Here is a 12,892-nt window from a genome sequence, read left to right as displayed (position 1 = left end):
CCTTTCAATGGGCCGGGGCGGTCTGCAGGGCGCGGGTGACCCGCTCCGGCAGGGCTTCGACGGCGGCGCGCGCGGCGCGGCGGTCGCTGTTCAGGGGGATGTCGTAGGTGATGCGCGCGCCGTAGGCGTTGGGCGCGTGCGGGTCGTGGCGGACCTTGTCGAAGACCATCAGCCGGGTGCCGAGGCTGAAGCCTTCGGAGAGGTCGTGGGTGACCATGAACACGGTCAGCCGGGTTTCCTGCCACAGGCCCAGCAGCAGTTCGTGCATGTCCTTGCGGATGCCCGGGTCGAGGGCGCCGAAGGGTTCGTCGAGCAGCAGCACGCGGGGCTTCATCACCAGGGCCTGGGCGATGGCCAGGCGCTGCTGCATGCCGCCGGAGAGCTGCGCGGGGTACTTGCCCAGCGCGTGGCCGAGGCCGACCTTGGCCAGCATGGCGGCGGCCTGCTCGCGGGCCTCGCGCCGGGCGCTGCCGAAGAGGCGGCCGAGCAGGGGCGAGCGGGGCAGCTCCAGGCCGAGTGCGACGTTGTCCAGCACCGTCAGGTGGGGGAACACCGAGTAGCGCTGGAATACCACGCCGCGGCTGGCGTCGGGCTCGGCCACCAGGGGCTGGCCGTCCAGCAGCAGTTGGCCCCGGCTGGGTGTCTCCTGGCCCAGCAGCATGCGCAGGAAGGTGGACTTGCCGCAGCCGGAGGCGCCGACCAGGGTGCAGAACTCGCCTTCGTTCACCTTGAGGTTGAGGTTCTCCAGCACCACCTGGTCGCCGTAGGCCTGCCACAGGTTCTTCACTTCGATGAAGGCGCTCATGCCTTGGCTCCTTCGTACCAGGGGAAGGCCAGGCGGGTGAACTGGCGCAGGCCCAGGTCCATCAGCCAGGCGAGCAGGGTGATCCACACCACGTACGGCAGGATTACGTCCATGGCCAGGTAGCGGCGGACCAGGAAGATGCGGTAGCCGAGGCCGTCGGTGGAGGCGATGGCCTCGGCGGCGATGAGGAACAGCCAGGCCGAGCCCAGCACCAGGCGCAGGGAGATGAGCAGGCGCGGCAGCAGCTGCGGCAGCACCACCCGCAGGATCAGGGTCCAGGTGTTGGCGCCCAGGGTCTGCGCCTTGATCAGCAGCTCGCGGGGGATTTCCCGGGCACGCTGCTCCAGGTCGCGGGCGATGCAGGGGGCGATGCCGATGACGATCAGCATCACCTTGGACAGCTCGCCGAGGCCGAAGACGATGAACAGGATCGGCAGGATCGCCAGCGGCGGCACCATCGACAGCACCGTGAGCAGCGGCGACAGCGGCGCGCCGAACAGCGGCAGGGTGCCGGCGGCGATGCCCAGGCACAGGCCCAGCAGCGCGGCGATGGCCAGGCCCGTGGCCAGGCGCTTGAGGCTGGAGGTGCTGTCCTGCCAGAACAGGTAGTCGCCGGAGCGCTTGTCCTCGGTGAAGGCCAGGCGCTGCACCGCCTCGACCATCTGCGTGGCGCTGGGCAGCAGCTTGTCGTTGGGGTTCTCCGCCAGACGCGATGCCGAGCCGGTGAAGTAGGCGAACAACAGCAGGGCGAAGGGCAGCAGGACCAGCAGCAGCCTTCCTGCACGGTCGGGGTGGCGGTTGATCAGGCGCATGGCGAGGTCTCGGTGATAGGGGGCGGGTAGGTTGGTGCCGAGGAACGAGGCCCAACGTTGGGCCGCGCTGCGCTTGGCACCAACCTACGGGACCGTGCCGACGGTCAGAGCTTCCCTTCGGCGGCCATCTGCACGTAGGTCGGGTCGAAGCGCAGCTTGACGTTGGCCTTGTCGCCGGTGACCACGCCCTTGGCGAAGCTCATGCCGACCGCTTCGGCGTCCTTGGCGCCTTCGCCCAGCAGGCCGTGGGCGAAGGAGAAGTTCGCCACCTTGTCCATGGTCGCCGGCAGTTTCGGGCTGGTGGCGAACTCCAGGGCTTCCTTGGGGGTGTAGAAGAGGCGGGTGGTGGCGAGCTGCGAGCGGTAGCCGGCGAGATCGGTGCCGGAGGCCTTGGCCATGTGCTCCAGGGCGGCGCGGCCCTCGGCGCTGTCGCTGGACATCAGCGCCATGATCTCGAACCAGGCGCCGGTCAGGGCCTTGCCCAGGGCGGGGTTGTCCTTCAGCGTCTCGCTGTTGACCACCATCATGTCCATGATCTCGCCGGGGATCTTGCTGGAGTCGAAGACCTCGGTGCTGCCCGGCTTGGACTTGATGTCGGCGAGCATCGGGTTCCAGGTGGCGACGGCCTGGACGTCGTCGGTGTCGAAGGCGGCGGCGATGTCGGCGTCGGAGGTGTTGACCACCTTCACGTCCTTCTCGCTGAGGTCGGCGCGCTCCAGGGCGCGGGCCAGGAAGTAGTGGGAGACCGAGAGTTCCACCAGGTTGATCGACATGCCCTTGAGGTCGGCCAGGGTCTTGCCCTCGCCCTTGATCACCAGGCCGTCGTTGCCGTTGGAGAAGTCACCGACGATCAGTGCGGTGGAGTCCACGCCACCGGCGGCGGGGATGGTCAGGGCGTCCATGTTGGTCATGGTGCAGCCGTCGAACTGGCCGGCGGTGTACTGGTTGATCGATTCGACGTAGTCGTTGAGCTGGGTGACCTTGATGTCGATCCCGTATTTCTTCGCCCATTTGTCGACGATGCCCTGGGTGGCACCGTATTCCCATGGCATCCAGCCGGCGTAGATCGTCCAGCAGACGTTGAAACTGTCCTTCTGCGCTGCGTGGGAGTTGAAGCTGATGGCGGCGGCTAGGCCGGCAGCGAGTACGGCGAACAGACGGGGCTTGCGCATGGATGACCTCCAGTTCGGTTAGGGACAGCGGGAGCGGCGCGGCACTTCCCTGCATGCAGGGGCGCGTTCTCCCGGGCTTTTGTCCCGCCGTGTAACCTCGGAGGAGGTCGCCGGCTCTCGGACCAGCCACTCGCTTTCGCGAGCCGGAACCCTAGCCAGCCATTGTCCAATTGTGGTGCCGCGGACCCCGGCACGCCGGGTTGCTCCTGCACGCCAGTCACTTAGCGAAGGCCGTGCCAAAACCGCCTGGCCCAGGCGCGACGTGGCCTGCGCGGGTGCCGAGGGGGAGGCGGCGTGACGTGCGCGCGCCCGGCGTGCCCGCCTCTGGGGCAAGGCGCTTCATGCTGGTGCGTGGTAACAACTGGAAATGGATTTTGCCGACGGAGGGATGCACACCGGTCGTAGGAACTGGTGTCGAAGATTGTGGGAGAAATCCCGGGTGCCGACATTCGTGGGCGCCGTCCCAGCGGTCGAAGGAGGCCGCCATGTCCTATCGAACGATGTTGATCGCTGTACTGGGCCTGTCCCTGGGTGGTTGTGCCGTCTACGACTACGACGACGATTACCGTGGCTATCCGCGCAGCTATGGCGGTGGCGGCTACGTGGTGCAGCAACCGGGGTACTACCAGGGCTACCCGTCCTATTACTACCGGACCGAACGCATCTACCAGCCCCAGCGCTACTACCCGGTGCGCCCGCAGCCCTACCAGCCGCCGCGCCACGATGGCCGCTACGACGGCCGCAACGACCATCGCTACGACCGCCATGACGACCGCCACGATTCGCGTCGCTGGGACAACCGCAACCAACCCGGGCAGGACTGGAACGAGCGCCGCCACGACTACACCCCGCGCCTGCAGAACTGGGGCGGCAACCGCCCGCCCCAGCAGGGCTGGAACCAGGGGGGCGGCCGTCCGAACTACGCCGTGCCGCCGGCCTACCAGGTGCGCCCCCACGAAAACCCCATCCGCCCGCACCGCAGCGACTGGTCGCAGCAGAACCGCCGTTAGGGCACATATCTGAAACGTAGGCGCTGGCAACGCGGCCCGTTTCAATAGCCGGTAATGGGCTGGTCGTCTTCTTCCAGCAGGTACTCCACCATCGCCCGCGCAGCCGGTGACAGGCTGCGCCCGGCGTGGCTGACGATACCGTAGGCCGAGCGTGCGGCCTGGTTGTCCACCGGCAGCAGCACCGCCAGGCGGCCGGCGGCGACGTCCTCGGCGAGCACGTCCCAGGGCGCCATGCTGATCACCTCGCTGTCGGCCACCAGCGCCTTGAGCACCATGAAGTTGTTGCACTCGATGCCCAGCGGTTGCGCCTTGTCGTTCAGCGCGCCCAGGGTCCGCGCCACCTCTGCGGGCAGCTGCGTGCCGGCCAGCGGGTAGGCCGCCAGGTCCTCGACCCGCAGCCGTGGCCGCCGCAGCAGCGGGTGGCCCGGCCGGCAGAAGAGGGTGCCGGCATGGCGCCGCAGGGGCGTGATGTCCAGCAGCGGGTCGCCCTCGAACTCGCGCACATCCGCCACGAACAGCTCGATGGCGTCCCCCAGCAACTGGTTGCGCAGGCCGTGCCAGTCCTCGATGCGCAACTGCACCTGCACACCCGGATGGGCCCCGGCGAAGCGGCCGAGCACGCGCGGCACCAGGCGTGCGGCGGGGTAGGGGCCGGCACCCAGGCGCAGCTCGCCGCTGTCGAGGTTCTCCAGTTGCGCCACGGCGCTGTGCAGGGCGCGGCGGCCGTCCAGCAGGCGCCGGGCGTGCTCCAGCACCAGGCGGCCGTGGGCGGTGAGGGTGATCTGCCGCGGCCCGCGATCCAGCAGGCTGCAGCCGAGGCTGCTCTCCAGGGCCTGGATGCTGCGGCTCAGGGCCGGCTGGCTGAGGTTGACGGCCTCCGCCGCGCGGGCGAAGTGGCCGTGTTCGGCGAGGGCGACGAAGTGGCGGAGCTGGCGTAGGTCGTTCATGCGTATTGCGCATCGAATCCGGTAGGGGAATGCATTGGAATTATTGACCGGTGCCTGCCAGCCTGTCGCCTCCCATAACAACAACGAGCCGACACCATGCGCATCACCACCCGCTTCGGCGGCCTGCTGCTGGCCGCCACCCTGCCATGGGCCGCCGACGCCGCGCTGCCCGACGAGACCCTGGAGCCGAGCATCAACGCCGAGCTCGCCGAGCACACCCGGCATTTCGACGAGAAGGTCTACAAGATCGCCGACAACGTCTGGTCGGCGGTGGGCTGGAACCTCGCCAACAGCGTGATGATCGAGGCGCCGGAAGGGTTGATCATCGTCGACACGGGCGAGTCCGCCGAGCAGTCGCGCAAGGTGCTGGCGGAGTTCCGCAAGATCAGCGCCAAGCCGATCAAGGCCATCGTCTACACCCACTTCCACCCGGACCACATCAACGGCGTGAAGGGCTTCGTCAGCGAGGAGCAGGTCAGGAGCGGCGAGGTGCAGATCTACGCCCAGGAGACCCTGCTGGACAACGTGGTGACCCAGGGCGCGCTGGTCGGCCCCATCCTCAGCATGCGCTCGGGCTACAGCTTCGGCGTGGCCCTGCCGCCCAGCGACCAGAAGGACATGAACGCCGGCCTCGGCCCGCTGGCCCACGGCGGCGCCTCCACCTTCATCGCGCCGACCATCACCTTCAAGGAGTCCCTCGACACCACCATCGCCGGGCTTAAGGTGCAGTTCCTCCACGTCCCCAGCGAGGCGCCGGACGAGATCGTCCTCTACCTGCCGGACAAACGCGTGCTGATCAGCGCCGAGGTGACCCAGGGCCCGACCCTGCCCAACGTCCACACCCTGCGCGGCACCAAGTTCCGCGACCCGGTGGTGTGGGTGCAGAGCCTCGACAAGCTGCGTGCCTTCCAGGCCGACTACATGGTGCCGCTGCACGGCCAGCCGGTGTCCGGGCGCGACAAGGTGGAGGAGGTGCTGCGCATGACCCGCGACGCCATCGCCTACATCCATGACCAGACCGTGCGCTGGATGAACAAGGGCCTGACCCCCGACGAGCTGGTGGAGAAGGTCAAGCTGCCGCCGCACCTGGCCGGCTACACGCCCTACCTGCGCGAGTACTACGGCACCGTGAAGCACAGCGTGCGGCAGATCTACCAGGGCTACCTGGGCTGGTTCCAGGGCGACCCGGTGGACCTCGACCCGATCCCGCCGGCGGAGAAGGCCAAGCGCCTGATCGCCCTGATGGGCGGGCGCGACAAGCTGCTGCTGGCCGCCGGCGACGCCTACCTGAAGGGGGACTGGCAATGGGCGGCGGAGCTGGCCGGCTACGCCATCCGCGTCGACCATGACGACAAACTCGCCCGCGACATCAAGGCCCGCAGCTTCCGCCGCCTGGGCTACGCCAGCATGAACATCAACTGGCGCAACTGGTACCTGATGAGCGCCATGGAGCTGGAGGGCAAGCTCGACGGCGACGCCGCGCTGCAGATGTCCCAGGGGCTGCGCAACGCCTTCCTCTCGCCGGACATGCTGAAGAACCTGCCGGCGCGCATCTTCCTGCAGAACTGGGTGACCCGCATCGACCCGGAGAAGAGCGGCGACGTGAACCTCACCCTGGGCTTCGTCTTCCCCGATATCGGCGAGGAGTGGGCGCTGGAAGTGCGCCGCGGCGTGGCCCAGCTGCACCGTGGCATCCCCGAGGGCACCACGCTGAAGCTGACCTTCGACAAGACCTACCTCGACACCGTGATCAGCGGCGAGAACGGCCTGCTCAAGGGCGCTTTGCTGGGCGATGTGAAGGTCGACGGCAACCTGCTGGACATCAAGACCTTCCTCGGCTGCTTCGACTTCGAGGATGCCCCCATCGCCCTGACGGTGCGCTGACCCACCCGACCCGGCGGTGCTGTGCCAGGCGCCGCCCACGAGATCGCCATGAAGACCTCCCCGCTGCTTCGTCGCGCGCTGTTGGCGCTGACCCTGCTCATCGGCCTGCCCGCGCTGCTGCTGTTCAGTCAGCGCGAGCTGATCCGCAACGCCGCCCAGGGCTACCTGTACGGCTATCCGCTGGTGCTCACCGAGATCACCCGCGACAACTTCACCGCCGACATGGCGCCGATCAACCGCCTGATGCACGTGCCGCGCTTTCCCGATGCGGGGTTCCGCGAGATCGTCCGGCCCAACGTCGACACCCTCTACTCGGTGGCCTGGCTGGACCTGGACCAGGGGCCGCTGGTGTTCGAGCTGCCGGCCACCGGGCGCTACAACGTCATGCAGTTCCTCGATGCCTGGACCAACGTCTTCGCTTCCCTCGGGCCGCGCACCACCGGCAATGCCGCCGGCCGCTACCTGCTGGTGGGGCCGCGCTGGCAGGGCCAGGTGCCGGAGGGCTTCAGCCTGCTGCGTGCGCCCACGCGCATGGCCTGGCTGCTGGGCCGGGTGCAGACCAACGGCGCGGCGGACTATCCGGCTGTCCACGCCATCCAGGCCGGCATCAGCCTCACACCGCTGGCGCAATGGCGCCCCGGACAGGTGCAGGCCTCGCTGGCGCCGACCGCCGGTGGGCGCAAGTCGACGCCGCCGCTGTTCCAGATGCGCGCGCTGGATGGCCGTGCCTTCTTCCAGCGCCTGGCGGCGCTGATGGCCGACAACCCGCCGGCCGCTGCCGATGCACCCATGCTCCGGCAGTTGCAGGCACTGGGTGTCGAGCCGGGCAAGCCGGTGGCGGAGTGGCCCTGGTGGCGGCGCCAGGCGGTGAACCTGGGCATCTGGCTGGCCGAGCGCCGCGTGCGCGACGCCCTGGCCAACCCGACCCGGTTGCAGGACGGTTGGCGCGTGCCGCCGATGCAGGTCGGTCGCTACGGCGAGGACCATGGCCTGCGCGCGGCGGTGGCCATGGGCGGCTTCGGCGCCAACCTGGCGGAGGACGCCATCTACCCCAACGCGGTGAAGGATGGCCGGGGCGACGCGTTGCAGGGCGGCAAGCGCTACCGCCTGCACTTCGCCGCCGACGCGCTGCCGCCGGTGCGGGCCTTCTGGTCGCTGACCGTCTACGACGCCGACGGCTTCCTGGTGGCCAACCCGCTGAACCGCTTCGCCCTGGGCGACCGTGATGCGCTGGCCTTCAACCCCGACGGCTCCCTCGACATCCTGCTGCAAAGCGATGCGCCCGACGGCGCGTTGCAGGGCAACTGGCTGCCTATTCCGAAGCAGGGCGCGTTCAGCGTCACCGGCCGGCTGTACTGGCCGAAGGCCGACATCCTCGAAGGGCGCTGGCACATGCCGCCGATCCAGGCGCAGGGCGGCTGATCGCCCGGCAGCGCCGCCTTCCCAACGAAAGTGCGGAAGGCGAGCGCGGCCGGAGTCGGCACACTCTTGGGCTCAACCCTGCAATGGAGACCCCTTATGCACGTCCTGTCGTTCGCCAAGGGCGCCCTGGCCATGTTCTGGCTGGTGGCGATCCTCAATGTCATCTACCCCTTCGGCGAGCCGCTGCATCGCCCGCTGCTGCTGGTGGCCGGTGTGATGCTGGTGGCCCACGTCGCCGAAGCCGCGCTGTTCAACCGCAAGCTCAAGGCCCGTCCCTTCCCCTGGCTGGACCGCACCCAGGTGCTGCTGTTCGGCTTCCTGCACCTGCGCGGGTTGCGCTGATCCGTCGCCCCCGTGGTCCCGGGCTGAAGCCCGGGCTACGCCTGGGTGCTCCCGGCGGCACCTGCCCAATCGACGCCGGCACGGTGCTGGGCGCGGCGTAGGGTGGAGGTCGCTTTTTACCTCCACCAATCGGCGTACCCGGCCCGGCATTTTCTCCCGGCGATCGCCCTGCCCGAGCCTGCTGCGTTGGGCTTCGTACCTCAGCCCAACCGACGGGCCTGGATAGTTTCCGGCCACATTGAAACCCCTATGGCGGTGAGCACGGCACAGATCCGATAGGGGCACTGTGCCATTGTTTTTTCCGCTTCCAGCCCGCACCATTCGCGCCTCGTTATCGGCGGCCGCGTGGCGGCGCCATCGGCAGGAAATCGGATTTTGCTCAGCAGTTTCGGCAAATGGCGGATTGGCGGTACGCCGGGCGTTCTGGTCCCGGTTTCGCTGTTGCTGCTCGCCCTGCTGGCCGGGGCCCTGCAGGCGGATTGGGACTTCACCCTGATCAGCCGCCGCGCCGAATCCCTCTACGGCCCCCTGGGCGATGGCAAGCAGCGCATCGATGACTGGCAGCGCCTGCTGGCCAGCCAGGTGGGGGCCAGCGAGGCGGAACAGTTGAAGGAGATCAACCGCTTCTTCAACGCCAAGCTGCGCTTCACCGACGACCTCGCCCTGTGGAACCAGGTGGACTACTGGGCCACGCCGGTGGAGGCCTTGCGCCGGGGCGCGGGCGATTGCGAGGACTACGCCATCGCCAAGTACATCAGCCTGCGTCACCTCGGGGTGCCGGCGGAAAAGCTGCGCATCACCTACGTCAAGGCGCTGCGCCTGAACCAGGCGCACATGGTGCTGACCTATTACGAGAAGCCCGATGCGGTGCCCCTGGTGCTGGACAACCTGATCGGCAGCATCCTGCCGGCCTCCCAGCGCAGTGACCTGTTGCCGGTCTACGCCTTCAACGGCGAGGGCCTGTGGCTGAGCAACCAGGGTGGCGGCAAGAAGGTGGGCGACGCCAAGCGTCTGTCCCGCTGGCAGGACCTGTTGAAAAAGATGAAAGCCGAAGGCTTTCCCACGAGCGAATAGCGGAGTCGAGATGTCCCTGTTCAAACAGTTGTTGATCGCTATCTGCCTGTTCCTGGTCGTCGCCTTCAGCGGCAGCTTCATGGTCAGCCTGGAAAGCTCGCGGGAGCAGTACGTCAACCAGCTGCGTTCCCATGCGCAGGACGCGGCGACGGCGCTGGGCCTGTCGCTGACGCCGCACATCGACGATGCCGCGATGGTCGAGCTGATGGTCAGCTCGATCTTCGACAGCGGCTATTTCGAGCGCATCCGCGTGATCGACATGGCCACCGGCAAGGTGATGGTCGAGCGCACCGGCGTGCCCGACGCGGTGGCGGCCCAGGTGCCGCAGTGGTTCGTCTCGCTGATCGGCCTGGAGTCGGCCGGCGGCGATGCCATCGTCAGCCGGGGCTGGACCCAGGCGGCACGGGTCGAGGTGCAGAGCCACCCGATGTTCGCCATCGCCAAGCTGTGGCAGAGCGCCCTGGGCAGCCTCGGCTGGCTGCTGCTCTGCGGCCTGGTCAGCGCCGGCCTCGGCGCCGTGCTGCTGCGCCGCCAGCTGCGCCCGCTGGACTACATGGTGGAGCAATCCCACGCCATCGCCCGCCGTGAGTTCCTCAGCCTGCCGCAGCTGCCGCGCACGCCGGAGCTGCGCCGTGTGGTGCAGGCGATGAACCAGATGGTGGAGAAGCTCAAGGCGCTGTTCCAGGAGCAGGCCGAGCGCAGCGAACGCCTGCGCGACGAGGCCTACCAGGACAGCCTCACGGGCCTTGGCAACCGCCGTTATTTCGAGATGCAGCTGCACGCGCGCCTCAGCGCCGAGGACCAGGCCAGCAGCGGCTACCTGCTGCTGCTGCGGGTCAACGACCTGGCCGGCCTCAACCAGCGCCTGGGCGGCCAGCGCACCGACCAGCTGCTCAAGGCCGTGGCCGAGCAACTGGTGCGCAACAGCGCGGGGCAGGGCGCGGGCCAGTTGCTGGCACGCAGCCGGGGTGGCGAGTTCATCCTGCTGGCGCCGGGCCTGGTGCGCGAGGAGGCCGAGCAACTGGCCAGCCGCCTCGATGGCGCGCTGGCCAGCCTGGCCAGCACCGGCGCCACCGACTCCCAGCCGGTGGCGCATATGGGCCTCGTGCCCTTCGCCCCGGGCGAAGCGCAGCAGGACCTGATGATGCTCGCCGACGAGGCCCTGGCCCAGGCCGAGCGCCAGGCCGATCGCGCCTGGGCGTGCATCGAGCAGACCCACGCCGGCAACGTCGGCGACGATCGCCATGCCTGGCACGCGCTGCTGGACAAGGCCCTGGCCCAGGGCCGCTTCCAGCTGTTCTTCCAGCCGGTGGTGGCCAGCCGCGAGCCGTCGCGGGTGCTGCACTACAAGGTGCTGTCGCGCCTGCCGGACGAGCAGGGCGCGAGCATTCCCGCCGGGCGCTTCCTGCCCTGGCTGGAGCGTTTCGGCTGGTCCGCGCGGCTCGACCTGGTGATGCTGGAGCGGGTGCTGGCGCAGATGGCCGGCCATGACCAGCCCCTGGCGCTGAACCTGTCCGGGGCGCTTTTGCGTGACCAGAAGGCCCTCGACCGCGCCTTCGACCTGCTGCGCCAGAACCCGCAGCTGGGCCCGCGCCTGACCCTGGAGCTGGAGGAAGACCAGCTGCCCGAGCAGGCGGTGCTGGAGGACCTGACCCGGCGCCTGCGCGAGCTGGGCTTCGCCCTCAGCCTGCAGCACTTCGGTGGCCGTTTCAGCATGATCGGCAACCTGGCGCGCCTGGGCCTGGCGTACCTGAAGGTGGACGGCAGCCACATCCGCGCCATCGATGCGGAGAACGACAAGCGCCTGTTCATCGAGGCGATGCAGCGCGCCGCCCACAGCATCGACCTGCCGCTGATCGCCGAGCGCGTCGAGACCGAAGGCGAGCTGCGGGTGCTGCAGGAAATGGGCATCCAGGGCGTACAGGGCCAGTTGTTCGGCGTGCCGGCGCCCTGGCGATGATCCTGGCGGGGTGAGCCACGGACCCGCCTTCCGGCCGTTGCCTTGAACCATCCGCCGGGCCACCCGGTCCCCTGAAGTACACCGGATCACGGACTTCAGGAGGCCCCATGCGTATCAAGTTGCCGCGTATCGGGCTGGGCGGCGCGCCGCTCGGCAACATGTTCCACCCGGTCGCCGAAGACCAGGCCGACGCCACGCTGGCGGCGGCCTGGCAGGCCGGTTTCCGCTACTACGACACGTCTCCCCACTACGGCGCCGGCCTCGCCGAGGAACGCTTCGGCCGGCTGCTGCGTACCCGCCCGCGCGATGAGTACCTGCTCAGCACCAAGGTGGGCCGGGTGCTGGAGCCCGCCGCCGCGCCGGAGAACGCCAAGCCCTTCGTCGACGAGCTGCCCAACCGACGCATCCTCGATTACTCCGCCGCCGGCACCCGGCGCTCCCTGGAGGACAGCCTGGTGCGCATGGGGGTGGAGCGCATCGACCTGGTGTTCATCCATGACGTATCCGAGGACCAGCACGGCCCGCGCTGGCGCGAGTACTTCGCCGAGGCGATGGCGGGGGCCGCGAAGGAGCTGACGGCGATGCGCGAGGAGGGGCTGATCCGGGGCTGGGGGCTGGGCGTCAACCGGGTGGAACCCTGCCGGCTGGCACTGCAGCAGGCCGACCCGGACCTGTTCCTGCTGGCCGGCCGCTACAGCCTGCTGGATCATCGCGAGGCGCTGGAAACGCTGTTCCCGGCCTGCCTCGAGCGCGGCGTCGGCATCGTCGTCGGCGGGCCGTTCAACTCCGGCGTGCTGGCCGGGGGCGATCACTACGAGTACGACCGCATTCCCGATGAGGTGTGGGACCGTGCGCAGCGGCTGATGGCGTTGTGCGCGCGCTGGGGCATCGACTCGCGGGCGGCGGCGCTGCAGTTCTGCCTGGCCCACCCGGCGGTGCTGTCAGTGATCCCGGGAACCGCGACACCGGCTCGCCCGGCCCAGTACATGGAGCAGGTGCACGCCGAGGTGCCGGCGGCGTTCTGGCGGGCGCTGCGGGAGGAGCATCTGGTGGGCGCGGAGGTGCCGTTGCCGGCGTAGGGGCCGGCGCGGCGCGCGCTCGGAGGACCGGGTCAGATGACCCCGGATTCCTCGTCGTTGATCAGGCGGTTGAGGCCGCCCAGGGCCTCGCGTGCCTGGTTGCGGCTGAGCAGCTTGGATTGCGCGGCCTGGGGCAGGTCGGTGATGCGGATCACGCCCTTGGTCATCAGCAGGCCGATGAGGTCTTCCAGTACCCGGATCATTTCCTGGTCGCTCTGCTTGAGCTGCAGCAGGCTGGCTTCGACCGTCTGGTTGGAGTACCAGGCCAGCACGCGCTGGTCGTCGGCGGGGAGCATGCCGGTGGAGCCTTCGAACTCGGCCGCTTCCACACGCACCAGTTGACCCTGGTCGTCTTGTTGCACGTAGAGCATGGGAACCCCCCTTT

Annotated in this window: 12 protein-coding genes and 1 riboswitch; of the genes, 7 read left to right on the top strand and 5 right to left on the bottom strand. The window is 68.9% G+C overall.

Features of this window, described 5'->3' with window-relative positions; translation table 11 throughout:
• Positions 1-4 precede the first annotated feature (4 nt).
• The 3 genes from HSX14_RS18265 to HSX14_RS18255 form a co-directional block, all read right to left on the bottom strand.
• Positions 5-805 carry an ABC transporter ATP-binding protein gene (locus HSX14_RS18265; RefSeq protein ID WP_173179091.1) on the bottom strand — a complete coding sequence of 267 codons (801 nt, stop codon included), beginning with the start codon at positions 803-805 and terminating at the stop codon, positions 5-7.
• Positions 802-1,617 carry an ABC transporter permease gene (locus tag HSX14_RS18260; RefSeq protein ID WP_173179089.1) on the bottom strand — a complete coding sequence of 272 codons (816 nt, stop codon included), beginning with the start codon at positions 1,615-1,617 and terminating at the stop codon, positions 802-804. The genes HSX14_RS18265 and HSX14_RS18260 overlap by 4 nt, the downstream gene beginning before the upstream one ends.
• Before the next feature lie 104 nt (positions 1,618-1,721).
• Positions 1,722-2,789: a putative urea ABC transporter substrate-binding protein gene (locus HSX14_RS18255; RefSeq protein WP_173179087.1), complete on the bottom strand. Its 1,068-nt coding sequence runs from the start codon at positions 2,787-2,789 to the stop codon at positions 1,722-1,724.
• Positions 2,790-2,855: 66 nt separating this feature from the next.
• Positions 2,856-2,955: riboswitch (guanidine-I (ykkC/yxkD leader) on the bottom strand.
• Between the two features lie 319 nt (positions 2,956-3,274).
• On the opposite strand from HSX14_RS18255, the gene HSX14_RS18250 reads away from it, so the two are divergent.
• The gene (locus HSX14_RS18250; RefSeq protein WP_173179085.1) at positions 3,275-3,799 is read left to right on the top strand and encodes a hypothetical protein; all 525 of its coding nucleotides are present in this window, start codon (positions 3,275-3,277) and stop codon (positions 3,797-3,799) included.
• 41 nt (positions 3,800-3,840) lie between these two features.
• Here the strand turns inward: HSX14_RS18250 and HSX14_RS18245 are convergent, their stop codons facing one another.
• Positions 3,841-4,746, bottom strand: coding sequence for a LysR family transcriptional regulator (locus tag HSX14_RS18245; protein ID WP_173179083.1), 906 nt, complete (start codon positions 4,744-4,746; stop codon positions 3,841-3,843).
• A 96-nt stretch (positions 4,747-4,842) separates the two neighbouring features.
• Between HSX14_RS18245 and HSX14_RS18240 the strand changes: the two genes are divergently transcribed.
• The 6 genes from HSX14_RS18240 to HSX14_RS18215 all read left to right on the top strand — a co-directional run bounded on the left by HSX14_RS18240 (position 4,843) and on the right by HSX14_RS18215 (position 12,507).
• Positions 4,843-6,630 (top strand): alkyl/aryl-sulfatase, encoded by a 1,788-nt coding sequence (locus tag HSX14_RS18240; protein WP_173179081.1) that lies wholly within the window; start codon positions 4,843-4,845, stop codon positions 6,628-6,630.
• A 48-nt stretch (positions 6,631-6,678) separates the two neighbouring features.
• Positions 6,679-8,052, top strand: coding sequence for a DUF1254 domain-containing protein (locus HSX14_RS18235; protein WP_173179079.1), 1,374 nt, complete (start codon positions 6,679-6,681; stop codon positions 8,050-8,052).
• 96 nt (positions 8,053-8,148) lie between these two features.
• Positions 8,149-8,394, top strand: a complete 246-nt coding sequence (locus tag HSX14_RS18230) for a DUF1145 domain-containing protein (RefSeq protein WP_111261253.1) — start codon at positions 8,149-8,151, stop codon at positions 8,392-8,394.
• Between the two features lie 441 nt (positions 8,395-8,835).
• A complete protein-coding gene (gene lapG / locus HSX14_RS18225) occupies positions 8,836-9,468 on the top strand; it encodes a cysteine protease LapG (RefSeq protein ID WP_173179150.1) in 633 nt (210 codons plus the stop codon).
• A 10-nt stretch (positions 9,469-9,478) separates the two neighbouring features.
• Positions 9,479-11,428: a cyclic di-GMP receptor LapD gene (gene lapD / locus HSX14_RS18220; RefSeq protein WP_173179077.1), complete on the top strand. Its 1,950-nt coding sequence runs from the start codon at positions 9,479-9,481 to the stop codon at positions 11,426-11,428.
• A 107-nt stretch (positions 11,429-11,535) separates the two neighbouring features.
• Entirely contained in the window at positions 11,536-12,507 is a 972-nt protein-coding gene (locus HSX14_RS18215; RefSeq protein ID WP_173179075.1) for an aldo/keto reductase, read from the top strand.
• 32 nt (positions 12,508-12,539) lie between these two features.
• Here the strand turns inward: HSX14_RS18215 and HSX14_RS18210 are convergent, their stop codons facing one another.
• Positions 12,540-12,878 carry a tryptophan synthase subunit beta gene (locus tag HSX14_RS18210; protein WP_173179073.1) on the bottom strand — a complete coding sequence of 113 codons (339 nt, stop codon included), beginning with the start codon at positions 12,876-12,878 and terminating at the stop codon, positions 12,540-12,542.
• Positions 12,879-12,892: the final 14 nt, after the last annotated feature.

The organism is Pseudomonas tohonis (genome assembly GCF_012767755.2).
Classification (GTDB): domain Bacteria; phylum Pseudomonadota; class Gammaproteobacteria; order Pseudomonadales; family Pseudomonadaceae; genus Metapseudomonas; species Metapseudomonas tohonis.
Note: the sequence above shows the minus strand (reverse complement) of the source record. Positions and strands in the feature narration are given on the sequence as shown.

Excerpts from the sequence above, each read along its gene's own strand:
- HSX14_RS18255 (WP_173179087.1), bottom strand. The coding sequence starts at position 2,789 with ATGCGCAAGCCCCGTCTGTTCGCCGTACTCGCTGCCGGCCTAGCCGCC.
- HSX14_RS18215 (WP_173179075.1), top strand. The coding sequence starts at position 11,536 with ATGCGTATCAAGTTGCCGCGTATCGGGCTGGGCGGCGCGCCGCTCGGC.
- HSX14_RS18230 (WP_111261253.1), top strand. The coding sequence starts at position 8,149 with ATGCACGTCCTGTCGTTCGCCAAGGGCGCCCTGGCCATGTTCTGGCTG.
- HSX14_RS18265 (WP_173179091.1), bottom strand. The coding sequence starts at position 805 with ATGAGCGCCTTCATCGAAGTGAAGAACCTGTGGCAGGCCTACGGCGAC.
- HSX14_RS18235 (WP_173179079.1), top strand. The coding sequence starts at position 6,679 with ATGAAGACCTCCCCGCTGCTTCGTCGCGCGCTGTTGGCGCTGACCCTG.
- HSX14_RS18240 (WP_173179081.1), top strand. The coding sequence starts at position 4,843 with ATGCGCATCACCACCCGCTTCGGCGGCCTGCTGCTGGCCGCCACCCTG.
- HSX14_RS18245 (WP_173179083.1), bottom strand. The coding sequence starts at position 4,746 with ATGAACGACCTACGCCAGCTCCGCCACTTCGTCGCCCTCGCCGAACAC.
- lapD (WP_173179077.1), top strand. The coding sequence starts at position 9,479 with ATGTCCCTGTTCAAACAGTTGTTGATCGCTATCTGCCTGTTCCTGGTC.
- HSX14_RS18250 (WP_173179085.1), top strand. The coding sequence starts at position 3,275 with ATGTCCTATCGAACGATGTTGATCGCTGTACTGGGCCTGTCCCTGGGT.
- HSX14_RS18260 (WP_173179089.1), bottom strand. The coding sequence starts at position 1,617 with ATGCGCCTGATCAACCGCCACCCCGACCGTGCAGGAAGGCTGCTGCTG.
- HSX14_RS18210 (WP_173179073.1), bottom strand. The coding sequence starts at position 12,878 with ATGCTCTACGTGCAACAAGACGACCAGGGTCAACTGGTGCGTGTGGAA.